General features: G+C 54.1%; 18 protein-coding genes. 6 read left to right on the forward strand and 12 right to left on the reverse strand.

The features are described from left to right. Positions 1 to 492, forward strand: a 492-nt coding sequence (locus ABQ298_13670) for a hypothetical protein (protein ID MEQ9825427.1), incomplete at its 5' end; no start/stop codon positions are given. An 854-nt stretch (positions 493 to 1,346) separates the two neighbouring features. On the opposite strand, the gene ABQ298_13675 is transcribed toward ABQ298_13670, so the two are convergent. From ABQ298_13675 to ABQ298_13715, 9 genes are all read right to left on the reverse strand, one after another. Beyond that, positions 1,347 to 2,057, reverse strand: coding sequence for an ankyrin repeat domain-containing protein (locus ABQ298_13675; protein ID MEQ9825428.1), 711 nt, complete (start codon positions 2,055 to 2,057; stop codon positions 1,347 to 1,349). Continuing rightward, positions 2,054 to 3,286 (reverse strand): RHS repeat-associated core domain-containing protein, encoded by a 1,233-nt coding sequence (locus ABQ298_13680; protein ID MEQ9825429.1) that lies wholly within the window; start codon positions 3,284 to 3,286, stop codon positions 2,054 to 2,056. The genes ABQ298_13675 and ABQ298_13680 overlap by 4 nt, the downstream gene beginning before the upstream one ends. Before the next feature lie 1,026 nt (positions 3,287 to 4,312). Then, positions 4,313 to 6,148: an RNA polymerase sigma factor RpoD gene (rpoD, locus tag ABQ298_13685; GenBank protein ID MEQ9825430.1), complete on the reverse strand. Its 1,836-nt coding sequence runs from the start codon at positions 6,146 to 6,148 to the stop codon at positions 4,313 to 4,315. A gap of 100 nt (positions 6,149 to 6,248) precedes the next feature. Continuing rightward, positions 6,249 to 8,087 carry a DNA primase gene (dnaG, locus tag ABQ298_13690; GenBank protein MEQ9825431.1) on the reverse strand — a complete coding sequence of 613 codons (1,839 nt, stop codon included), beginning with the start codon at positions 8,085 to 8,087 and terminating at the stop codon, positions 6,249 to 6,251. A 175-nt stretch (positions 8,088 to 8,262) separates the two neighbouring features. Next, a complete protein-coding gene (locus ABQ298_13695; GenBank protein ID MEQ9825432.1) occupies positions 8,263 to 10,032 on the reverse strand; it encodes a tetratricopeptide repeat protein in 1,770 nt (589 codons plus the stop codon). Between the two features lie 239 nt (positions 10,033 to 10,271). Then, positions 10,272 to 11,042 carry a 3-ketoacyl-ACP reductase gene (locus ABQ298_13700; protein ID MEQ9825433.1) on the reverse strand — a complete coding sequence of 257 codons (771 nt, stop codon included), beginning with the start codon at positions 11,040 to 11,042 and terminating at the stop codon, positions 10,272 to 10,274. A gap of 424 nt (positions 11,043 to 11,466) precedes the next feature. Next, positions 11,467 to 12,624 carry a Gfo/Idh/MocA family oxidoreductase gene (locus ABQ298_13705; GenBank protein MEQ9825434.1) on the reverse strand — a complete coding sequence of 386 codons (1,158 nt, stop codon included), beginning with the start codon at positions 12,622 to 12,624 and terminating at the stop codon, positions 11,467 to 11,469. Between the two features lie 69 nt (positions 12,625 to 12,693). Then, entirely contained in the window at positions 12,694 to 13,527 is an 834-nt protein-coding gene (locus ABQ298_13710) for a sugar phosphate isomerase/epimerase family protein (GenBank protein ID MEQ9825435.1), read from the reverse strand. A gap of 48 nt (positions 13,528 to 13,575) precedes the next feature. Further along, positions 13,576 to 14,118, reverse strand: coding sequence for a helix-turn-helix domain-containing protein (locus tag ABQ298_13715; protein MEQ9825436.1), 543 nt, complete (start codon positions 14,116 to 14,118; stop codon positions 13,576 to 13,578). Positions 14,119 to 14,336: 218 nt separating this feature from the next. On the opposite strand from ABQ298_13715, the gene ABQ298_13720 reads away from it, so the two are divergent. Next, positions 14,337 to 14,483 (forward strand): hypothetical protein, encoded by a 147-nt coding sequence (locus ABQ298_13720; GenBank protein MEQ9825437.1) that lies wholly within the window; start codon positions 14,337 to 14,339, stop codon positions 14,481 to 14,483. Between the two features lie 59 nt (positions 14,484 to 14,542). Then, positions 14,543 to 15,079, forward strand: a complete 537-nt coding sequence (locus ABQ298_13725) for an acyloxyacyl hydrolase (protein ID MEQ9825438.1) — start codon at positions 14,543 to 14,545, stop codon at positions 15,077 to 15,079. Between the two features lie 57 nt (positions 15,080 to 15,136). On the opposite strand, the gene ABQ298_13730 is transcribed toward ABQ298_13725, so the two are convergent. The 3 genes from ABQ298_13730 to ABQ298_13740 all read right to left on the reverse strand — a co-directional run bounded on the left by ABQ298_13730 (position 15,137) and on the right by ABQ298_13740 (position 20,209). Next, the gene (locus tag ABQ298_13730; protein MEQ9825439.1) at positions 15,137 to 17,068 is read right to left on the reverse strand and encodes a hypothetical protein; all 1,932 of its coding nucleotides are present in this window, start codon (positions 17,066 to 17,068) and stop codon (positions 15,137 to 15,139) included. A 45-nt stretch (positions 17,069 to 17,113) separates the two neighbouring features. Beyond that, complete coding sequence (locus ABQ298_13735; protein ID MEQ9825440.1) at positions 17,114 to 18,382, reverse strand: Gfo/Idh/MocA family oxidoreductase; 1,269 nt, start codon at positions 18,380 to 18,382, stop codon at positions 17,114 to 17,116. A 411-nt stretch (positions 18,383 to 18,793) separates the two neighbouring features. Continuing rightward, positions 18,794 to 20,209: an SLC5 family protein gene (locus ABQ298_13740; protein MEQ9825441.1), complete on the reverse strand. Its 1,416-nt coding sequence runs from the start codon at positions 20,207 to 20,209 to the stop codon at positions 18,794 to 18,796. 864 nt (positions 20,210 to 21,073) lie between these two features. Between ABQ298_13740 and ABQ298_13745 the strand changes: the two genes are divergently transcribed. From ABQ298_13745 to ABQ298_13755, 3 genes are all read left to right on the forward strand, one after another. After that, positions 21,074 to 21,463, forward strand: coding sequence for a DUF3568 family protein (locus tag ABQ298_13745; protein ID MEQ9825442.1), 390 nt, complete (start codon positions 21,074 to 21,076; stop codon positions 21,461 to 21,463). Between the two features lie 270 nt (positions 21,464 to 21,733). Then, positions 21,734 to 23,353: a hypothetical protein gene (locus tag ABQ298_13750; protein MEQ9825443.1), complete on the forward strand. Its 1,620-nt coding sequence runs from the start codon at positions 21,734 to 21,736 to the stop codon at positions 23,351 to 23,353. A gap of 357 nt (positions 23,354 to 23,710) precedes the next feature. Further along, positions 23,711 to 24,664: a lysylphosphatidylglycerol synthase transmembrane domain-containing protein gene (locus ABQ298_13755; GenBank protein MEQ9825444.1), complete on the forward strand. Its 954-nt coding sequence runs from the start codon at positions 23,711 to 23,713 to the stop codon at positions 24,662 to 24,664. Positions 24,665 to 24,683: the final 19 nt, after the last annotated feature.

Consider the following 24,683-nt stretch of genomic DNA (forward strand, 5'->3'; position numbering starts at 1 on the left):
AATCCGCTTGATGCAGACGTTCCAATAGGTCACTTTTTTCCATGGTGGTTTCCTTATCTTGTTAGTTTTGCTGCCTCCAAGCTTGGTCGCTTGGGGGCGGGAAACCACCTCAAAGTTTTAACAATTTTGGGGACTCTTCCCGATGAGAATCATACCCTAACCCGGAAACAATTCTGGATGACCATTGATCAGTTGCACATAAGGCTCTCTCAACTCGTCTCAACAGGCATTCAAGATGCCACACAATCCGGCATGAGCTTAACCCCAAAAACTCCAATGGAGGAGTTGACCTCTGAGGATGCTACGATCCTTGACTACATCAAGACCCAGAATGCGCTTTGGATCGATGAAATTTCCAGATTTGATTTGCAGGGTCGCAAAGTTCTGATGTTAGTGGGTGCAAATCATATCAATGAAAATTTGAACCGACAACGCTCACACAACATCAACGAGGTTCTCTCGATCCACTCCGACAACGAGGTTGTTCATTAATCTGGTAGTTTGTAATTTGATCCCATATTTGGAGTTTCGAACACTTCAACTGTTGTTGACCCGTGATCAGAAGGGCAAATCATTATTCATTGCCAGTTTTTCTCTAAGTCGTTTGCTTCGAAAATATTCGGCTCCCCTGTCCAACCTGCTATTCAGGGTATGGAGAACCTCCAAAACGAATCCCCAAAGCCCCGGCTGTTAAGGGTATGAAATCCACGAACCCTGGAGCATTACATTTCCACTCTTGGTTTTCATAAACCCACCATGCGATTCCAATATTCTCGACACTATTGGGCGAATTCTCAACTGTCTTCAGAATCAACCGAATCCACTTATCTTCGTACACCTCCAATCTCAAGAACTCCAATCTCACTAAATCCCATTGATTCTCATATTTCTCACAATAAACAACGTAATCTCCTTTTCGAAAACTTCCCGAAATTCGCGAACTGAAATGATCATAAGTATCAGACCATTTTTTGTTTAGAACACTTTCATAGAATTGCCCAATCCTCAATCCCGCATCCGGAGATAGTGAATGGAACATTCCAAGATTTTCGAAAATTGAGTCTGAGTTGAATTCAATTCCTTCGACCTTGGAATAATCATTCTCAACTTCCGAACAAGAACATAAAAGAACCAGAAATACGATATATTTTTTCACAATTGTTTGAACATCAACCAATTAATCTCCCGAGACAGCCTCTATACTAGTCATGAAGGAGGGCGATCTTTTATCCTCAAAACCACGCTTTTTGCCACTAAATTCCCCTTAAGTCAGTGCCATTCCCGTTTGACCCCTTCGGATTTGTCAAGCAAACTCATTTTGTGAATTTTTGTGCCCCGTCATTCTCTCAGTCGAAGGAAGGATATCCATATTTGAAAATAACATAAATCTTCTCCAACGCATCACAATTCATGTCGTTGTATTTTTCTATCAAATACGAATCACTATCATTCACCCAAATCCCCCATTTGTATTCAGTCAATTGGGGCTTAAGAAGATCGATCATTTCCAACAAATCATTCAGTTTTTTGCACTTCTGAGATTGAGTTCCTGCGTCCAAATAGGCATCGTCATATATTCCAGAAATAGCCATCCATAACAAAAACCCCACATCTTCATCAAGACCACTAACATTAACTTGATAGTTCTCCACTAAAAACTCAATCAAATCCAGACGAACTGAGAATATTGCATTTTCAAAAGCAACCATAGGGTCACCTCCATACTCCAGTAGAAGTATAGCGCAATCGATTCTTCCGAAAGCTACCGCTTTGCCAATTGGCGTTCCAAAATGTGTTTCAAAGTTCGGATCAGCTCCGTTTTCCAACAAATACTCAACCAAATCAATATCCCCCAGACCAGCTGCATGGAAAAGAACCGTCATGCTATTCCATCCTGGCTCATCGATATTATAGCCTGATTCAACAATATCGGCAATGAGCTTCACTCTTTCAGAACTATAAATTACCGGATCAAAACGACTACTACGTCGAACAGACTCATGTGTACATGACACCAGAATCGAAAAAAAAACTGAGATAAATGCAAACACCTTCATGGGCAACTACATTGACAACCAGTGCATGCTACGTTCAATTGACTTCGAATAAAGGCTCCGTTGGAATGTTTGCTTACTGCTCTTGAATACAATTTCGCAAGTGCTTTACACTTTCGAAAATCATCACGAATCAGCCCATTACACGATGCATTCAGATGCCTTGTGAAATTCCTATTGCAACCAGCATGAGCCGTTTTTGCGGCTTGAACATTTGACCCGCAACATTGGCCAGCAAAGCAACGGTCATGAGTTTTGCATGCATTGGTGAAATTGACAATATTCACATTACCTCTTACAATCGGAATGGTTTTCCATCCACTCGAAAAATGGTTACTAGGATTATTGACCCCATATGCTATTTTCATGTACTGTCTTGAAATACCCAAGAAAGACGGCACACTACACCCATTCCACAGCTGACTTGCAGGTATATTCTGCTGAGTGCATCGTAGTTGCCCAGAAGGACAAGCCAATTGACTCCAAGTATTAGCTTTGTGTTTGTTGCCTTTTGACGCAGGCCCACCAACAAGACCCAATATATCTACACTATCAATAGAACTATTTTTAAGAAAAGCTATGTCATTCAGGAGTTCCTGAATAGTATCAATAAAATTAACGCCGAAAGAAGAAAAACTAACAAAATGAGCAGGCACCGCATAAACCATAATATGATGTATCATTTCCCCTATCGGATCTCGATTTGGCCACCTTCCCATCTCGGGTGAATACCACCTGTAAAGGTAGTGATTCAATCCACTTGGAGCGTGGTAGGCTTTGGTGCTGAACTGGAAGGGTTGATCCAAGGTGGCGGTTTGGGCGATGACTTTCCCGAAGGGATCGTATTCGTAGTGGGCTGCGGGTGCATCGGAATCGTCGATCAGGTCGGTCACGTTGCCGTTGCCATCGTAGAAGTAGAAGAAGGTTGCGCCGCTGCTTTCTGTCATGGCCAGCAGACCGCCGACTCCACCGGCCCCCTGCAGGGATTGGGTCAAGTCGAGTCCACGGGTGTAAGAACGCCCAACTGTATGATTCCCATCCAGTTCCTGAATCGGCAATAATTCGTCGTAAACGTAGCGCATCGTTTCGGTCAGAGAACCGGATGCATCTGTGACCCGCATCGCGGGGTCGGAGGATGAGGTCGACTGGAGGTGCCGCATCCTCCCAAGTAAATCAAATTCCCTGCCCACCGCAAGCCGCTTCGCGCTCAAGGGTTTTTTACTCTCTTCCATAAACAGCCTGGGTGTTTGTGGACAGGGTTTTGTGGGAAAACGTTGGTTTCCGACAACTCCGACGCTTCGGGATCTTCCCAAATCCCGCTACAAAAACGGTAAGCCATTCAGCGGAAATGCAAAGCGCCTGGTTGTTTAGTATTCCGACCTCCGTAGCCGGATTCGGGAGAATTCGGACCCACGTTGCAGTGCGAAAACGCGTACCGTTCACCCACGCTGTCCATGTTCTCCCGAATATGGCTACAGGACAAGAACACCTCCGTAGTCCCGACAAGTCGGGATAAGAATTCGGACCCTCGTTGCAGTGACAAACGCGTCCCGGCCACCCGCATTGTCCATGTTCTCCCGAACATGGCTACAGGACAAGATCCCCCCCGTAGTCCCGACAAGTCGGGATAAGAATTCGGACCCACGTTGCAGTGGCAAACACGTCCCGGCCACCCGCATTGTCCATGTTCTCCCGAACATGGCTACAGGACAAGATCACCTCCGTAGCCCCGACAAGTCGGGATAAGAATTCGGACCCACGTTGCAGTGCGATCTGCCTCCTTACTTCTAACTCCTTGCTTCTTACTACTTGCTCCTTGCTACTTGCTCCTTGCTACTGCGCTAGCTCCTTACTCCTGCGGTTACAAACCGCTGATAAACAACCACAGATGCCACAGATTTTGGATGATGCTTCTTCTCCCACGGTCTGTGGTATCCTGAAATTTGCTTCACACCCTACAAGTCGGGTTTGAATGCCGCTGCGCTCTGGAGTGGTTCAAATTCGGCCCCATGCAGACTCGCCAAGGTGAGTTCCACAAAAGGAGATGTTGTGATAAAGGCGCGAGCTGGAAGCTCCCGCTACCTCCATCCTGTCCGCGTTCTTACTCCTAACTCCTTACTCCTGACTACTGACTACTGACTCCTGACTACTGACTCCTGACTCCTGGCTACTGACTCCTTGCTACTGCGATTTTATCGCCGCCCTCGGAACGGAAAGGCAGACAAACGTAAAATGCGCTATCGTTTCAACTTACCCTGTCAGCTGTCAGTAGACAACTTTACAGGCTTTTGTACGGGCTGGTCTCCCTCAATAAAGCCATGCAGCTGGCGGATGCGGGTCGGGTGGCGCATCTTGCGAAGAGCCTTTGCCTCAATCTGACGAATGCGCTCGCGTGTCACCTTGAACTGCTTGCCCACCTCTTCGAGCGTGCGACTGTAGCCATCGGTGAGTCCAAAACGCAGGGAAAGCACACGACGCTCACGCTCATGCAGGCTGTCGAGCACATCGATGATCTTCTCGCGCAGCATGCTGTAGGCAGTCATGTCATAGGGATTTTCAGCCCCCTTGTCCTCAATGAAATCGCCAAAATTGGTGTCATCGCTGTCGCCAACCGGGCTTTGCAGGCTGATCGGCTGCTGGGCCATTTTCATGATGGTCTGCACCTTGTCGATGGGCATTTGCATCTCATTGGCGACCTCTTCCGCAGTCGGCTCGTGTCCGAGTTCCTGCAACAGCAGCTTCTGCACTTGAATCACCTTGTTCAAGGTTTCAATCATGTGAACCGGGATGCGGATCGTGCGCGCCTGATCTGCAATCGAGCGCGTGATCGCCTGGCGAATCCACCAGGTCGCATAGGTCGAAAACTTGTAACCCCGCCGGTATTCGAACTTCTCCACCGCCTTCATCAGGCCCATGTTGCCTTCCTGAATCAGGTCCAGGAACGAAAGCCCACGGTTCGTGTATTTCTTGGCAATTGAAATCACCAGGCGCAAGTTGGCCTCCACCATCTCAGTGCGGGCATTGTGGGCGTCACGCATGCCCTTGCGCACATTTTTGACCACCGATGCAAGCTCCAGTGCGGGCACGCGGTGCTCCGCCTCAATTTCATCGAGGCGCTTTTGCAACGCTTCGACATTGATGGCCTGGTGTTTTTTGGTGATGCCGCGTTCGGCAAGTTTCAGCTGTGACTCGATTTCATCGATTTCCCGTACCACCGGATCGAGATCCGACAGGAATTCTTCGAAAATCTTGAGTTTGAAGCAGAATTTTTTGTGGATCGGGCGGAGGGATTCCTCGAACTTCTGGTAGCGCGTCAGCGAGCGCTTACGGTTCGTCGGATTGTCGTTGTTCCGGGAGTCTACCCACGCACGCTCCATTTTCTCCTGAATATCCGAAGCCTCATCAATCAACTCCGGCAGGCTGCTGAAGTAGGTTTCACGGCTCTCGATCTTCTTGTCGAGCACCACCTGGTCAAAGCGTTCCTCACGCTTCAAGAGCTTGCGCGCCATGTCGATCTGAAATGCATTTGTGATCGCATACTGGAACAGGATATTCTGAGCCTGCTGCTCGGCACGTTCAATGCGCTTGGAGATGGCAACCTCCTCTTCCCGCGTCAGCAGGGGAACCTGCCCCATCTGCTTCAAATACATGCGGACGGGATCATCCAAAATATCCGCCTGCTGGCTGCGGATGCTTTCCTCGTGCTCCAGGTCCTCCTTCTTTTTGCGCAGCGACTCGACCTCACCGGTGTCGAGAATCTTCAGCTCCAGATTGTTGAGAATGGTGATTACGTTCTCAATCTCCTCGGGATTGCTCGCACGCTCACCCAGGGCCTTGTTGATCTCCTTGTAGGTCACATGGCCCTGTTCTTTCGCCAGACGAATCAACGCCCGGACCTTCTCATTCATCTTCTTGCTGCCACGGCGTTTGCGTGGCTTGGAATCATCCTCAGAAACCACATCCGCAACATCCTGGATCTCAGGCACTTCCGGCTCCAACTCAGGCATTTCGGCCTTTTTTACCGGTGATTTTGCTTTGTTGGCTGTCTTGTCACGCGTTGAGGTTTTTTTGGATTTAGGATCAGATTGAGCCATTATAAAAGTCGAGAAAGTGAATTAGTTCGAACTACCTTAAAAAAACCTTCCCTATGTACTCGGAGCGTTTGGAAAGTCAAGGTAAGACGGCAAAAGATTTCTAGCGCTTGTCCCGCTGATTAGCGATGCTTCTCTGCAGCTCCAGCTTCTCCCCCAGCAGAACCGTCAGTTCTTCGTCACTGAAACGTCCCCCTTTACTGAGCTTGCGCTCAATCAGTTGCAAGCGCCGCTTTTGAAAGCGATGCAGCAATGACTGCAGGCAAAGCTCAAACGATTCTTCCGCCTCCGGATCCTGCGATGCGCTCGCAAGCAGGTGATAGAGCAGATTCTGCTCTGCTTCTGTTTCGCACACCAGGTCCGCATCGCGCTCGGGCATCCAATGGGGATCTTCACGCAACTCGGCGCAGATGCGAATCAACAGTCGCCCCTCCACCGATGCCGGATCGAGCATGTCGACTGGATCCGCACTGCGGAGGCGATCCCTGAGTGGGGCATGCTGGATCACCAGGCGCAGCAAATCCGACTCCACCGTGCTCAGTTTGGTATCGGCCCCCGTCGTCACGGCAAGCGCACCCGGTTTTCGCACGGGGTTTCCGTGGTTGCGAACGCGCTGGCGCATCGTCTCAAAATCCGTGCGCAGACTACGCGTTTCGAGTCCCGCCAGGTTCGCCAGTTCCTCAATCATTCCCGTCTGCACCACCTGGGACGGACTCTTCAGGATGATTTCAATACACTGCTGACAGGAGCGCGACAACGCTGCCGGATCCCGGTTTTCCGGATCAAAAAACCGATCCACCAGAAACGGTACCACTGGCGTTGCCTGATCGATCAGCTGTTGAAATGCCTCCCTGCCCTGTTCCCGCAGCAGGCTGTCCGGATCCTCGCCCTGATCCAGGTGTGCAAAGCGAATATCGATACCAGCCGCCAGTGCCATGGGCAAGACACTCAGGGCCGACTTGACGCCCGCAGCATCCCCATCGAGACACATGATGAGGCTGGGACCATAATTCTTCAGTTTGCTCAGCTGCACCTCAGTGATCGCAGTACCCTGCGTGGCCACCACCTGTTCAAATCCCTCGGTCCAGCAACGCACGGCATCGAGCTGACCTTCCACCATCACAAAGGGCGTGTGTTCGTTCACCGCCTTGCGCGCGATGTGGATGCCAAAGAGCAAGGTTCCCTTGTTGAAAAGATCCGTGCCCGGAGAGTTCACATACTTTGCCTCAAACGCCGGGTCATTTGCTGGAGTCTGCGACATTTTGCGACCGGTGAAGGCGATCACCTTGCCCATCAAGTCACAGATCGGAACCATCAGTCGACCCCGAAATCGCGCCATCATGCTGCCCCTGCCGGCCTGCCGCCTCGGAAAGAACAACCCGCTCGCCTCCAGTTCCGCATCGGAGAAGCGCTGCTGGCTCAAAAATCGATAAAACAGCCCACCATCGCCCGGCGCGTAACCAATGCCATAGGTTTCGGCCTGCTCGAGTGTGAAACCACGATCCTCCACCCAGTATTTCCTCACCGCTGCGCCTTCGACAGTTTCGGCATTGAACGCCTGCCGGTAGTAGTGCTGCGCCTGTTCATGGATCATGCGCAGACGCTTCAGGTTGCGCCCCGTTCCCGCTGCAGCTCCTCCACCCTCACGCGTCTCGTATTCGAGCTTGAAGTTGAATCGTTCGGCCAATGCTTCAACCGCTTCCGTAAAACTCAGGTTCTCCTTGACCTGCAGAAACTTGATCGCATCCCCTCCCTGCGAGGTACTGAAGCAATAATAAAGCCCCTTGTCGGGATCCACGTGAAAGGAGGGTGTTTTTTCCTGGGAGAACGGACTCAAACCCTTCCACACCGAACCCGCACGCTGCAGGCTGACATAATCGCCAATCAGCTGGCAGATATCGACGTGATGTTTCAGATTCTGAATGGATTCTCGCTTGATCAATGGAATAGAGCGTTTGTTAACAGAGCGTCAGGGGCTTCCAACCCGCAGGATGCAACCACTGCAATCTGGAGAAAAGCAACCGAGCACCATTTGGCTGCTCCCGTGCATTTGAGTCAATCCCGAGTTGTTCACATCCACAAGTGCCTTCGACCCGGTCTGTCTCGCCTTCCCTGTCCTATTGCACCAGCGTGGACTCCTCCCGAATGGCTGCAAGGTTGGGAGCATCCTCCGGAGCAAGATCAAAGAAACGCCGGTACAACGCAGCTGCATTTGCAGGATCGTTCTGAATACGGGCATAACTGCGCGCCAATGCCAGGACAAAATCGGGGTCGGACGGAAAGCGTTGATACGCCTTGAGCAATTCTTCATGAAACCGCTGCGCATCTCGACTGCGCTGCAGGATGCCCAGGTAATTCAGCACAATCTTCTTGTTCTTCGGATTGATGCGCAGGGCTTCAAGCGCGGCACTCTCGGCGTTCAGATTCTGACCGAAGTCCACATACGCACGGGAGAGGATGAACCAGCCTGAAGGGTTTTCCGGACGCCGGTGAACCGAGTCCCACGCCATGCGGATCGCAGCAGCTGCGTTGCCTTCCGCAAGTGCCTGCTGTGCCTGTATCAGCAGCAGCTCAGCTTCGTTTTCAGGGGCTTCGTATGGTTCCAATTCGGTTTCCTGCAAGCTTGGTTGATGCTCAAGGCCTGCAACATCTTCCGCAGCATCTCCAGGTTCAAGGGGTTCGGAAACGTCACTCTCGGGTGTTCCATTCAAATCAACATCAACCGCATCCGGAGCATGCCCGGGTTCCCCAGGTGGCAAAGCCGCATCCGTTCGAGCGGATTCCACACCCAATGCGGCAAGCTCCGGCTCTGGCAATCCATTCTCTTGCTCAGCCTGCTCCGGTGTTTCATCCGCAACCTCTGGGGAGACGGGTTCCGTCGGCAGGGGTTCCTGCAAATCGGAGGAATCTTCGCTGTCTTCCGGAGCAACATGCGACACAGAGGATTCCTGCTCCTGCCCGTCGGTTTCCAGATCAGTTTCCGCCGGATTCTCTGCGTCATGCTCACGACCCTCTTCTCCGGACTCTTGCAAAGTCGACGCATGCTCTTCCGATTCCCCCTCTTGCACCGCTGCAGTTACCTCCACCGACGGCAGGGTGTCCTGTTGTCGAAGTTCCAGAATCTGCCTCACGGTTTCCTGTAGCTGCTGCACTTCCGCCGTTGCCAGCATGTCCGGAAAAGTCGACGCGATGCGTTTCAGAAACAGATCTGCCACATCCCAATCTGACTGCTCGACACTGGACTTTGCCAAATCCACCAACACCTGTGACTGCACGGATGGCTGCTGCTCCGAAAGCGCCAACGCCTGATTCAGATAATAATCGGCTGACGCAAAATCCTTCAGCCTCAGGTAAAGGCTGCCCAATTTTTGAAAATCACTCGCCTGCTGCGCACCGGGTTCCGTCAGCAGGATACCCCGGGTCAACGCATCCGCAGCGCGTTCATCCGGTTGGATCTGGTGCCGAATCCGCCCCAGTTCCAGCCAGGTTTCGCCATCCTCCGGAAACGATTCGAGGTAGCTGACCAGCCGCTGTGCTGCATCTTCCAGCCGCCCTGCCTGGATCTGCCCTTTCGCCGATGCCTTGAGCAAGTGGCGTTTGTCTGCAGCCAATCGTGCGGCCTTCTGGTAATAGTTTGAGGCGAGCAGGTAGTTTCCATGAACCTCGTAGGCAATCGCCAGGGCCTCAGCAATCTCAGGATGATCCGGATGAGCGTCCTGCAGGGATTCGAGACGATTGATTGCGGAACTCGAGTTTCCCTGCTGAGCCTCAACCACCGCTTCCTTGATGGCATGCTCAAGACGCCGTTCAGCATCGAGGCAACCCCCAAGCATCAGGGCGATGCCGACCATCAGGAACAACACGGGAATAGATGGGTACAATTTCAATCGCGGTGCATTCAAGGTCGCCAGGCTGAGTTGGTAGAAATGGGAAATGGATAGAAGAACGGGAGTTCCCTTAGGCACGACCCCCTTTCGGACTGGGCCATACCAATCCCAATCCATCAATTTTTCAAGCCAAAGATCAACGAGTCACATTCAACACGATGACTGAGCTTGCTGCTTTTTGCAACGCGCCCAGTTTGGGAATGCATGGATGCGACCGGGGCAGCCCCTATTGCGTCTTTCTACAGGCGAGGGATCGTGAGTCCGCCATCCACCATGACGACCTGTCCCGTCGAAAACGGAAATTCCCGCTTCGCCAGCGCTGCCACCGCTTTGCCGATGTCCTCGGGATATCCCCAGCGGGGCTGCACGCAGAGTCCATCCTGAATGAGCTTATCGTATTTTTCCGTGACGCCAGCGGTCATGTCCGTCTTGATCACGCCCGGGCGCACTTCGTATACGGGCAAATCATACTGCCCCAATCGAGCGGCAAAGAGCTGGGAAACCATCGAAAGTCCAGCCTTGGCCATGCAGTATTCTCCGCGATTCACACTCACCACAGTGGATGAGATTGAGGTGATGTTGATGATCATGCCCTCAAATTCCGCGTTGCGTTCCTTTGCCGCGATGAGCCGTTTGGCTGCGGTCTGCGACATGAAGAATCCACCCAACAGATTGGTATCGATGACGTATTCCACACTCTCCGCAGTGGTTTCCAAAATATCCAGGCGCGTCTTGGGTGCGACTCCGGCGTTATTGACCAGCACGTTGAGCTGCGCATAGGCTGCATCAAAGCTCGACCAGATGCGCTCCCGCCCCTCAGGCGATCCGATATCGCCCGCACAATAGGCAACCTTGGCACCCAGCGCACGCAGGCTATCGAGTGCCTCCGCAACCTGTTCTTCGGGTCGAACGCCGTTGATGGCGAGGTCAAATCCCGCCTCAGCCAGCTTTCTGGCGATGCCCAGTCCAATGCCCCGGGAACCTCCGGTGACCAATGCTACTTTTTTCATCAATCTATCCTCCATGTTTGAATGCCTTGATCTGCGCCTGCAGATCCTTGAGTTGAATCTGCGGTTTCACACTTCCTGCCCGCAAATCCAAAAAAAAATGAGGCTGATCCGGCGAATCCAAATCGGGCTGTGTTCGCCTCGATGATCCGCGCCACCCCCAATGTGCGCCTGGTTTTCGCCAGATCAACCTCCAGTGTGTATACCCCATAATATTCCGGATTGCTCTCCGTGAGAGAGGAAATCCGGAGCCTGAATCATGACTCGGATACCGAATCAAAAGAAGCAAAGTGACAGGGATCACGGACGCAGCATAAACACAAAAACTCAGTGGTTTTGCCTTTATCATGAATTTGCTTGTTCAAACCCCAATTTGGTTACAAACCCCGTTTGTCCGTGATCCCTGAAAGTCCCAATACCGCAATTCTCAGGCGAGTTTATCAAGATCGACCCAGGCCCGCTTCTGCCAGGACTCGATGCCCTTTTCCGCCAGCTGAACTCCCTTGGCACCTTCGAGCAGGGTCCAGGGGAAGGGAGTATCGAGCACCACGTGCTTGAGAAACATCTCCCACTGCACCTTGAATGCGTTATCAAAAATCTCCTGTTCCGGAACTTCCGACCAGTCCGCATAAAAATCAATGGGCTGATCAATATCCGGATTCCACACTGGCTTCGGTGTATTGCTATAGTGCTGCAGGTGACACTTGCGCAGACCCGCTACCGCTGAGCCTTTTTCACCATCCACATGCAGGGTGAGCAGATCATCCCGGCGCACACGCGTCGCCCAGGAGCAGTTGAAATTCACCACGATTTCACCGTCAGGTCCATCGATCTCAAACATCGCATACGCAGCATCATCTGCGGTGCAGGTGTAGGGTTTTCCCTCCTCATCGACGCGCTGTTTGATGTGGGTCGCACCCCGGCAGTTCACCGAGCGAACGGGTCCAAAAATATGATCGAGCACGTAGCGCCAGTGGCAGAGCATGTCAATGATCATGCCTCCCCCATCTTCCTTGCGGTAGTTCCAAGAGGGGCGCTGCGCCGGAACCGTGTCACCTTCAAACACCCAATACCCAAAATCTCCAGTGACCGCAAAAATGCGACCGAAAAACCCGTTCTGGATGGCACGCTGCAATTTCATCAGTCCCGGCAACCACAGCTTGTCCTGCACCACACCATTTTTAACGCCCTTCTCTTTGCAGAAATGATAGAGGTCGAGCGCGGTCTGGGTGTCGACCGCCGTCGGTTTTTCACAATACACATGCTTGCCCGCAGTTGCTGCAGCCTTGACCGCATCTGCCCGGCGCAATGTGCTCTGCGCATCAAAATAAATGGGGTAATTTGGATCGCTCATGACCGAATCCAGATCAGTCGTCCACTTCTCCACACCCGCCTGCCTGGCCAATTTTTCCAGCTTCACCGGGTTGCGCCCCACAAGAATGGGATCGGGCATGATGAATTCGGTCGGGCTGACGCGAACACCGCCCTGCTTGATGATGGCGACAATGGAGCGCATCAGGTGCTGGTTGGTGCCCATGCGCCCGGTTACGCCGTTCATGATGATGCCTACTTTGTGTACTTTCATAGTCTGAATTCCTGTCAATTGAAGCAATGTTGGTTGGTAAAATCCTCTTTTAGGGTCGATTCGCCTGAATTAGCTATGCTTCAGGTAGCCTTCGCGAATCCTGTCGAGATACTGTTGCTGATCCGCAGCCCACCAGTGTGATGAAAAGATCTCGACTTCATTGAAGCCTTTGAAGCCAGTGGCCTCCACCCAGGCTCTGATTTGGCGCACCGGGATGCAGCCCTCCCCCATGATTCCGCGATCCAGCAGCATGTCAGTGGTCGGGCATTTCCAGTCACAAATGTGGAAGGCGAACAAGTTTCCACCACCGCCACAGCGGTAGATCTCCTGCTCCAGTCGGTCATCCATCCACAGGTGATACACATCCACCGCCACTCCGATGAAATCGTGGTTCAGCGATTCTGCCATGTCGTTCGCCTGCGCAAGCGTCGTCACCGCACTTCGGTCCCCCGCATACATGGGATGCAGCGGTTCGATCGCCAGCTTTACGCCAGCGGCTTGCGCATGTTCCAGACAGGCCGCGATGCCATCGCGGATCTGTTTGCGCGCCTCTACCAGCGGGATGCCGGGCACCGCCCCCACCACCAGCACGATCAGCGGTGCACCGATGGCTGCTGCCTCATCGATAATGGCCTTGTTTTCATCAATCGCCTTTTGACGGTCTGCGAGTGTGTGCGCAGGGAAAAACCCTCCCCGACACAGGGAGACCACTTCGAGACCTGAGTCGTCGAGAATCTGCTTGCTCTCCGCTAGTGGACGTCCCTCCAATGCATTGCGCCACACCGTGATGCCGCCCGCTCCAATGCGGGAAAAGCCCTGACAGCACGCCTCAAGGCTCAAGGGTTTGGTGGTCTGCGTATGGATGCAAAGTCTGGAAGTATCGTGAATGGGTGTTGCGTTCATAGGTTTACAAAGGGTGTTCATGTGGGGTCGACTTGACCGTTTGTCGGTTCAGAAGCGATTCTCCTTTCGCACGTGGGTGATGATGAGTTTTGCATCCTCCAGCGCCTCGTAAGTATGCTGCTGAATGGCGTCGAACTGCAGGCTCTCACCTGCAATCAGTGCGTGATTTTCATGCGGCAGCACCAAACGGATACTGCCTTCAATGACCCAGCAGATTTCATATTCATCGTGGTGAATCTCGGGCTTGGAAATTTTGGCACCCTTGCGCGCGCTTCCGAAAAAAACGGATGCATTGGAGTAGCGGATGCGCCGCAGTTCAAACCCATCCGAAGCATAGGCATTTTCCCGCGTCACGTGAGCCAGGGGCGATTCCGCCATCGCAATGAGGTCGGTCGCCGTCATGCCAAAAACGCGGGCCAGTTTGAACAGGGTTTCGAGTTCTGCCGAACTCTGGTTTCGCTCAAGTTTGGAGATCACTGCCGTCGAAACTCCGCTGCGCTCGCTCACCTGACCAATCGTCATGCCCTCCCGCTTGCGCAGCGTGCGCAAGATGGAAAAATCGTATTTTGGAAAATCGCTGATCGGTGACATGGGCAAATTCAGAACAGATTCTCTGTTTTCGATTACAATACAAACATGGCATTTTTTTATCCCTCAAGAACGAAATCCAAAACTCCTACTGTCCGAATCAGAATTCATCCCTCAGCTGCTGCTCCTGTTCCCTGCACGCTCCCCATGCTGCATGCATCGCTCCGCTCACATTTGCTCGCCACACTCCAACCCGCGCGCTATGTCCCTCATCGCAAACCATGATCAATTTCAGGACCTCCAGCCATGCCAAGCGCTTTTACCCCGCCACCCTTCTCCTGCTTACCCTCTGCACCTGCACCCGCCCGAGCAACGTGCCGCTTGCACTACTGACCGACCTGAGTCCACTGACGGAGTCCCCGGAATGAGCAGGTTCCCGCAAAAACCCAAAGTTTGCCGCTGTGCAGCAGTTTGCCTGCTCCTCTGCATGCTCCCGTTCACAGCCACAGCCCTGCCAGCACCCGACGCCTGGGTGCTCGGCGTCGGACAGAGTTTCAAAGGATGGGGTGATACCGAAACGCAACCGCTCACCATGGAATGGGGTGCACGATGGATAGTGCCCATCCGCACACAGGATCCCGCACGATCCCGCATCGGCTTGCAGCGACACGAGTTCTGGCTTGAACCCGCCTGGGCTTTCATTGCAACTCCGACCTACGATTCCAACCGCATCGACAACTCCTGGCTGCGCCTGTCCTTCGTGGGTGCTTTTGCCTTTCCGCTCAATTCCCAAGACAGCCTGCTGGTGACTCTGGGTGGCGGCCCCACGCTGCTCTTCACCTCCATCCCTGGCATGGGCAGCAGGCTCAATGGACACTACCAACTGGGCATCGGAGTTGAGCGACAGTGGGGCCGTGGCACCATCACCCTCGAACTGCGCTACCACCACGTTTCCAATCTGGACCGCGCACAGCCCAACCTGCCATTGAATGGACTGCAATGCATGCTGGGATTCGGCTTCTAGCGCAAAATCCACCCAATACTGCCAGAGGCGGGCAGGCACTTTGTGCCCGCCAAAGTCCTAGGGAGCGAAGGGAGCAAGCTGCTCCACAAAATCCTGCAGACTCAGCCCCGGATGCAATGCCCGGTAAAAATTCTGCTGATGCCACCCTTCAAGTCCTTCAACCGCCTGCAGAATTTGCTGCCGCGCTTCGGGGACCGCACAGCTGAGAAACAGCTCCGCTGACTTCATCGCCACTTCACGCTCCGTGTTCGCGAGTGTCTTGGACTTCAAATTCATGCCCAGGGAGCGGATGGCGAGCTGCCAGTCCGCGCTGTCCGATTGTGACTGTTGCAGCAAAGTTACCCAATAATCGCTCACATCCACGCGGCGCCAGCGGATCAATGCCTGTTCAGCCGCTCTGGCGAGGAGTGCGTCGTTTCCGCGGTGACGCTCGATACAGTATTCCAACGCTTCAGCAGCAGAAATTCCATCCAGAATCGCCAACACACGAGCCTCCAGCACGGCGGGCAGCTCCAACGCCAGAGTTGGAGCGAAGGCCCGTTCCCACAGGCGTTCCGGCTGCTCCAGGCGAATCACCAGTCGCTTGAGCGTGATCTGCAAATCCCGAACCAATGACGAATCCGGCGCACTCACCAATTTGACGAGCAACAGTTTGACGGATTGCAAATTCCCCACGCGCTCGAGTCCAGGCAACAGCACATCCAAGGTCGTTTCGGCAAGGGCCTTCTCGGCCAGCAGGGAGTTCAACAATTCCACCGCTCCCTCGCAATTGCGAATTGAGAGCAGTTCAATCGCACGCACATGGTCCGGTTCGGAGAGGTTACCGGCCGAGTCGAGGATGCGGGCGTCAAGCTTGGGGTCGTGCACCACTGCCAGCGAGTTCATCGCTGCGGCGGCGAGCGATTCATTTGCGGAGCGGGTGCGCTCGATAAGCGCATCCGTGCTGTTCACTCCACCCACACTCGCCAACGCCTGCACGGCTGCAAGCTGCACGGCTTCGCTCTCCTGTTCGAGCTGCTGCAATACCCAAGACTCGAGTTCCGTGCGTCCCTGCTCCTGAATCGCACCGAGCACCACAAGCAATGCGGACTCGGAAAAGGGTGTCGTCCGGGAAATTACCCGCTGCCAGGTGGCATTGCGGCCCACTTTCAGCGCCTGATCCAGCAGTGCGTCTCCATGCACAGGATCCGACTTCAGCGTGTCCTCAAGAAAATCGAGTGCTGCAGACTCATCCCGCTCGAGCCACTGCGTCAATGCCGCCACCTGCAGAGCGGATTCACCCTCTTGCGCGATTGCCCGAAGCTCGTTCGCACGTGCCATTCCGGTGTGCAGCAGTGCCGTCGCGATCCGGGACTGCTGCTCTCCTTCGGCAGCTTGCCAGGACTCAAACAAAAACTCCCGCACCTCAGGGTGTTCGAGCGTGCCCAAAACCTGAATCGCCAGCGCATCCAGCGGAATCGCTTCCGATTTCAGCAGCTCGACCAGCAAGGTGGCCTGGCTCGCATCCCGACGAACCGCCAGGGCCGAGAGCATCTCATTGCGAGCCGCATCCGAAGCACCCTTCAACGCTTCGGTCAGGGATTGCGTCACACTGCTACCCTCAATCTGGGCCAGCACTGCGCTCGCTTCGCTTCGCAGTTTTGCGTCACTGGAATCCGCAAGCACCCGTTCAAGCATGGCCTGCACAGTAGCATTCGATGCAATCGGTGGTAACAACCGCATGACATAATACCGCGTGAGTTCAGGTGTCTGCGAATCGGAAATCGATTCCAGCAGCGTCGACTCGAGCTCAAGGCGTTGCGCAGGATCAGCATCGCTTGCACTGGCGTGGGCGACCTGCGACCCCAGTGCGTTAAGCGCAGAGCGACGCGCGTCGTAATCATCAGAATGCAGGGCATCCAAAGATGCGGTAACATCAGTGGCGCACAGCTGAGTCAGCATCGTGATCGTAGCGATCAGTGCATAAGGAAGAGGGGTACGTTGAAGCATGGCTGGGAAATGGGCTTGGTTTCAGTTGTAGAACGGCAACAGGGTTCAGGCGGGCAGCTCGTAGCCCTTGCGACGCGGGCGATCCAACATCTGCAACGCAGGGATATCACCGACAATGGTCTCCGCATTCGGATCCCACTCAATCGGACGCTCAAGGCGCTCAGCAATGCCTGCAAGCAGGCAAATCGTGCCAGTGCGATGTCCAATTTGCGCGTCACAAATGGGTGTCTTTCGTGATACGATGCAGTCGAGCCAGTTGGCCCGGTGGTCATCGGATTCGTAGAGCCGTTCGTCGAGTGGAGAAAGCGGAGCACGGGACAGATCGACGGGATCCGATGCCAGCCCATCACGGCTGACCATCACATCTCCCTTGGAACCGATGAATCGAATCATGTGTCCGCGTCGATCCGGATGGTCACGAATCACACGGATGCCATCCGCATACTCGTGGTATTGATAAGGTTCACCCTCAAAGCCCTTGGGCACAAAACGCGTTGGACCGGAATCATCCTTACCCAGTGCCCACTGCACGATGTCAAAGTGATGGGCTCCCCAGTCTCCGTTTTTGCGTGCACCATACTCCCAGAAGCAGCGCCAGCCACCGCCATAATTTCCAAGGGTACGTTCGGTGAAATAGGGTTCCCATGGTGTCGGTCCAAGCCAACGGTCATAGTTAAAACCCTCGGGAACGGGTTCCTCTGGACGCAGGAAGGGAGGCGCAAAGGATCCAAGGGACACGTGGATCGCGCGAATGTCTCCGATCCAGCCATTGCGCACCATCGTCGCAGCCTTGCGAAAGCGCCAGTCCGAACGTTGCTGCGAACCCACTTGCAAAATGCGCCCGTAGCGTTCCTGCGCAGCCAGCAGTGCCTTGCTCTCGCCAATGGTGAGCGTCATGGGTTTTTCCACATAAACATCCTTGCCCGCACGCATGGCTGCGATGGCAATGGCAGCATGCCAATGGTCGGGTGTGCCGATCACAACCGCATCCACCCCCGGATGCCGGAGCATGTCCTCGTAACGCTCAAATGTGGCAGGACTGGTCCCGGTGGCCAGCTCCACACTTCGGCGCGCCCCTTCCAGATGCTCTGCATGCACATCGCACACCGCCACTACCTGAGTGAGCGGAGAGCTGCAATAGTAGTCCCGGTGGCCGCCCATGATGAGTCCATTGCCCACCAGCCCGATGCCAATGCGGCTATTGGGCCCCGGAATTCCCCGACGTCCGAGGGTTTGGGATTTCAGAACGAGTGGTGCAGCTGCCACCGACCCGATCATCAGACTGCTGCTTCGCAGAAAATTTCGACGATTCATAGGGCGCGTTGTTGGGGTTTACGAATGACCGGTGACTGCGCACGCACCGATCCCTTCACAGAATCTCAACATACTAGCAGCGAAACGCTTGCAGCACAATATCCGTTATCGGCGAATCTTGTGCAGATCTCGTCACAGGCAAGAAGGAAGGGAAGGAGTGAGGAGCTAGAAGCAAGGAGTCAGTCTGAGTTCGCGCAACTGGCTGAAGGTAGCGGGAGCTTCCAGCTCGCGCAACTAACTGAAGGTAGCGGGAGCTTCCAGCTCGCGCAACTAACCTGAAGGTAGTGGGAGCTTCCAGCTCGCGATAAAATTACCCCCTCCAGAGCACAGCAAACCCAAATTTACTCCTTACTCCTTACTCCTTACTCCTTACTTCTTGCTCCTTACTCCTTACTCCTTACTTCCTCCCCCTCACGCACTGCCAAAGCGGATCAGCTTGGCACGTCCGCCCAAAACCACCCGATTGACGAGCAATGCAAACGCAACACAGGCCCAAAGTGTGATGAACATGAGGTGAAGGAAATGCAACGGCGTCCAGACAAAGGTGAAGAACCCATAGAGCACTGCGCCAAAGACCAGGGATGCAATGACGGCCCGGGAATCCACCCCCTTGAACATTAACCCGGTGATGAAGGCTGCGAGGATGGGCATACTGAACAGCCCAATCAGTTGCTGGATCAACTGGATGATCGAATCCGCGCCATTGTAAAGCGGCACCAGCAAGATCGCAAACAAACTGAATCCGATGGAAATCATCCAGTTCATTCGGCGAATCTCAACGTCGGGATTCACGTAGCGCTGGTGAATGTCACACACATAGAGTGCCACGGAGGAGTTGAGCGCGGAATTGAAACTCGTCATGGTCGCCGCCACCATTGCCGCTGCAAAAGCACCTGACAGCCACTTGGGCAGCACCGCCTCCACGATTCGCCCGTAGCTGGCATCCCCCACTTCACCCCAGAGCACGTAAGCGCAGAGTCCCGGCACCACCACAATCAGGGGAACCAGTGTCGCACGGATCACAGCTGCGGCGTAGCACCCCTTCTGGGCCTCCCGCAGTGAGGTTGCTGCAAGCGCACGCTGGGTGATGGTCTGATTCGTACTCCAGTAATAAAGCTGTGTGAAAATCATGCCGGTCAACAGGGCGTGCCACGGCAACACCGAGTCGCTGTCACCGATCATGCTCAGGCGTTCCGCCGGTACGGTGCTCAGATCCCAATCCACCGCCGAAAGTGCCAGCACCGATACCAGGATGGCCATGCTGAAGAGCAGTACCCCACTGTAAGTATCCGACACCGCGACCGCACGTAATCCTCCCAGAATCGCATAGGCGGCTCCCGCGATGGCCATCACACAGGCCAGCACCATAAGCGGGATCTCGAGTCCAAACACCGCCGTCAGGAACAACGAACTCGTGTAGAGCATGATGGGTAGAAAAATCGCGATATTGCCAATGAGAAAAAGGCTCGCCACCGTCGCACGCAGGTGAGGGTTTTGGTACCGGCGCTCCAACAACTCCGTCACGGTGGTGCAGTTATAGCGGTAGTAGATGGGTAGAAATACTTTGGCGAGCAGGATCATGCCGGGAATGCCCGCCAGCTCCCACCAGAGGATGAGCATCGTCTGATTGCCATTCCAGCCCACAAGGGTGTCCGTGTTGATGTTGGTGAGTGTCAGCGACCCCGCAACGTAAAACCAGGTCAGCCCACCCCCGGCGAGAAAGAACTCGCGACTATCGCTTCCTCGCCCACCCGCCTGGCGGCATTTGCGATAGGTCAGCCAGGCAATGAATCCGGTGATCAGACAGAAAACGGCAACTTGAATCATGGTCATTGTGGCACGAAGTGCCGAAAATCAGAAGTTAGAACAAGCCCTGCTCAACGGAGCTTTATGCCATCGGCAGGATTTCGTTGGTGTTCAAGAGTAGAAGAAATACAGGACGGGTTCTCGGGGGTTTCGATGCAACCGTGAAGTAGTGCAACGGCAAAGGGAGGCGACACTGGCAAGGACTTGACAGTCAGAGAGAGGGTTTTGCCAAGGGGTGATTCCAACTCGCTGATGGCTCGTCACCCCTGTGGGCGGGACAGGAGTAGCGGGAGCTTCCAGCTTTTCAGTAGCGGGAGCTTCCAGCTCGCGAAAGAGGGATCGTATCCCGCAACTCCGACGCTTCGGGATTTTCACAAATCCCGCTACAAAAGCGGAAGTTCATGCCCCCTCACCTCCGTAGTCCCGACAAGTCGGGATGAGAATTCAGACCCACGTTGCAGTGCGAAAACGCGTCCCGGCCACCCGCATTGTCCATGTTCTCCCGAACATGGCTACAGGACAAAATCCCGCTCCGTAGTCCCGACAAGTCGGGATGAGAATTCGGACCCACGTTCGAATGCGAAAACCATTACCATAACACAAAGAAGCTCCCGCTACCTTCAGCCTGCTCCCCCTCTTAGACTTACTCCTGGCTTCTAACTCCTACGGTTGCAAACCGCTCATAAACAACCACAGATTTATCGGAGCGTTTTGAGTTTGAAATTGTCATGCCTTGCTTGGAGGATGAAGCGTGCCAATGAAATGGCATGTATCCTTTCATTCTGCGACATGCACGGCCCGAACACTTTCAGTTCTATCAACCGGAACTCAAAATCCCGCCAACCGCAGCACCCCAAGCCCAGAGGGCGAATGAGGCGATTCGGCATGCATTGCGTGACCCTCATCGCACTGCTGACCCTCCCCATCCTGCACACAGGCTGTGTGGCGGTCGCCGCGGTGGGTGCAGGGGCGGGTGCCTATGCCGTCATGCGCGGCTCCCTCGACTCACACGTGCAGGCAGGATTTGAGGAAACACTCATCGCTGTGCGCACAGCGCTACCACGCACTGGACTGGTGAAAGTCAAGGAACTCAGTGATCAACACAGCGCAAAGCTAACCTTTCGGGATGCGGTGGATACGCGCATCACCCTCCAGCTCACCGAACAAACCCGCGACTTGACCGAAGTGCGTATTCGGGTGGGTGCCATGGGCAATGAGAGTCGCTCGATCCAGATCCTTCAGGCCATCCACCGAAGCCTCGAAGGAGAACAGTAATGTCACAGTGCTCGACAGTGCTGAAAATCGAAAAAATCAATTCATTTTTTTCTGAACCAATCGATACCAACGTCGTCAAAGCGCACAATGGGACCTGTGTACCCATGAAACTCCATGATCAAAAACGTGTGAAAATGGCTCTAAAAAGCCACTTTTTAACCACTTCTGATCGAAAAAGGGGTTGATCTTCAAAGAATTTGATCGTTTTATAAAATGATGAACCGAAATACATGAGCCGTTAAGGTTAAGAACAAAAAACATAGTAAGGAAATGAGAAAAACAATCAGATACATCGCGTTTGCGGGTGTAGCGCACTTGATCGCGTGGACCACCGTAACCGCACAGATCGGAGTCGATTCACTGCCCGAGGGACTGCCCACGGACGACATCGAATACCTCGGTGATAACCAGTTCAGCTCCGGCGTTTTCGGAGATTTTGAACTCGACACCACGAACAACAAGCGCGTCATCCACGAAATACTCGGACCCATGGTCTGGGATTGGGATGAAGAGACTGAGATTGTCACCCTGCACACCGAATGGTATGGAGCACTCTACACACATGTGCCGGGCGTTTCCGAAGAAAAGATGCACGCCTCCGGCCTGGGTTTTACCTGGCCTCTCGTGAAGAGTGAAATCACCGGATTCACCTATCACGTCAAGGTGGATGCCGATATGACCGACCCTGAGCGCGCTCCGTTCTACAATCACCGCGAGGTGGACGGTGAACCGGTCGGTTGGCAGCGCTCCATCGGAGTCGACCTTCACTCTGCCGAAAACTACTACAAATCGGCAGAAGTTGTCGTAGGTCAGATGCAGCAGGTGCTACAGAATATGGTCAATGCACAGGAGGCTTATGTGAACCTTCCAGTCTCCATTGCAGGTGGGCAGGGTCCCATCGACAACCAGTTCGAGCAGCTCAACGCGATGTTCCTGAACCTGCACGACCTCTACACGAAGTTTGTGTTCTATTACCACCGTTGCTCCATGGCTCCTGTATGGGCCGAGCGAGACGAGCGTCCACAGGCTGAGATCGACCTGGCCCAGGCCTATGTCAATCACCTGCCGCTGCTCACTGCTGTTGCTGAACCGGTCTATGCCAACGCAGAGCAGATTCTCTACACCAACGCGGTCAATATCAAGACTGCCAAAATGAATCAACTCAACGAGCTCATTGCTGAGGAAGAAGCACGCCGCAAGGCCGAAGAAGAGGCCAATAAAGGTGGCGGTTCCTCGGGTGGCGGTTCGAGTGGTGGTGGGTCGTCAGGTGGCGGTTCCAGTGGAGGTGGTTCCAGTGGCGGAGGCGGATCATCCGGTCCGGTTGATCCCGTGAATGTTGACGAAGATGCGATCTCCTGGAGCAACGTTACCTTTGCACCGAGCAACCGCATCCCTGCCAGCATGAATCAGGTTGCAGGCTGGCCCGCAACAGCTCAGCTCAAGGGTCTGCGAATCTCCAAGCAAGGTGAAGACTACTACGGCTACTGGGATGTCTCCGGTGCCGAACGCTGGCCGAAAATCATCTCGGCTGGCGATTCTTCGGTTCGCAAGGGTGTGAACGGCAACTCCTGGATCTTTGTGCCCTACAACGGCGGATGGATTGCGTCCCCTTATGAAGGGTTCATCGGTTCCCGTTCGGGTGGCAAGCACACGCTGGGCAACCTGAACATCCCGCATTCCAACAGTCAAACCAACTACAACCACCGCGAAAAGATCCTCAAGGGCGGTATGCTTGGATACAACCGCACGGATATCTGGGGAACGAGCAAAGGCATGCCCAAGTCAGGCACAACTTACGGTTGGATGGTGTCCACCAATGCCGGACTCTACAAAAATGTCGGCTCCTACGGTAAGGCACGCTCCAACATCATCCTGGTTCCCTGGCCCTAATCCGGTCACAACCCATCGGGCATCAAAGCCCGCATTTCATGGCACAACCCGGAAGGCAACTTCCGGGTTTTGTGGTGTACCGGGAGCGCAATGGCGGATAGCGAATAGGGGATAGATGAGCACTCAAGCAAGGTAGCGGGAGCTTCCAGCTCGCGCCACTCTACTTGCAGACACTGGTGACTCCCGATGAATGGGAGTCCTGCGAAATCAAATCGAATACGCAGAAAAACCCAGACCTTGCTCCCATTGTTTTTATCCACTCCGCGCGAGCTGGAAGCTCCCGCTACCTTACTCCTTACTCATCCGCATTGGGATTGACGCGCTGCGGGATGCTGGAGAATCTTGCGGGCATCGCATATGGCAAAAACGATCTGGTTTCCCATCCTCAAGTGGCTTGTCAGCCTCTCCCTGCTCACTTGGCTCTATCTCAGCATTGACTGGCCAGCCTTTCTCGCGCTGCTCACCCAGGCCAATCCGGTATTCCTCATTCTGGGACTGCTGCTGACGGTCCTCAACACCCTGCTCTGTGCCTACAAATGGAAACTGTTTCTCAAGGCAGACCAGCTGGATCAGAGACTCGGCTACCTGTTCATCAGTTACTGGATCGGCTCGTTTGTCAGTCTCTTCCTGCCCTCGAACATCGGCGGTGACAGTTATCGCATCGTGGATGTGGGTGCGCGCACCCGCCAGGGCGTTCGCTCCTTCACCTCCGTCTTTGCAGATCGACTCACTGGCTTCATTGCGCTTTCGATCATCGGATTAATCGGCGGTGCACTGGGATACGCACGCATCCAGCGCGTGGAAGTGATCCTCATCCTGCTCGCCTTCGCCGCACTGCTGACTGTGCTGCTGATCCTGACGCTGGATCCCCGGTGGATGCGGCTCTTTCTTCGCCTGAGTCGCCTGAACCGCATCGCGGCTGTTGAAAAAGCCCACCTTAGCTTCAGCGAAACCCTGCGTGCCTATGGTCACCAGCCGGGAGTGTTGGTGCAGACCCTGTTGCTCTCTTTTGCCTTTCACTGGATCTACATTACCATTGTCTACTGCTACAGCCATTTTCTTGGGCTGGATCTCGACTACCTCAACGTGGTGCTGTTCATTCCCATCATCGCCATATTTGAGGCCCTTCCGATCTCTGTGTATGGCATTGGAGTGCGCGACACGGCCTACGTCTTTTTCTTCTCCCTGGCAGGACTTCCCGCCGAACAGGCGCTGGCCCTCTCCTTTGTGTTTGTGGTCAGCAACGTGCTCTACGCCAGCCTGGGTGGTATCTGGCTGCTGATGCGTCGCGGTCAAACCGCAACAAGGTGAGTGCAATCCCCAGTCGTCC

The sequence above is a fragment of the Puniceicoccaceae bacterium genome, assembly GCA_040224245.1.
In the GTDB taxonomy this organism is placed as follows: Bacteria; Verrucomicrobiota; Verrucomicrobiia; order Opitutales; family JAFGAQ01; genus JAKSBQ01.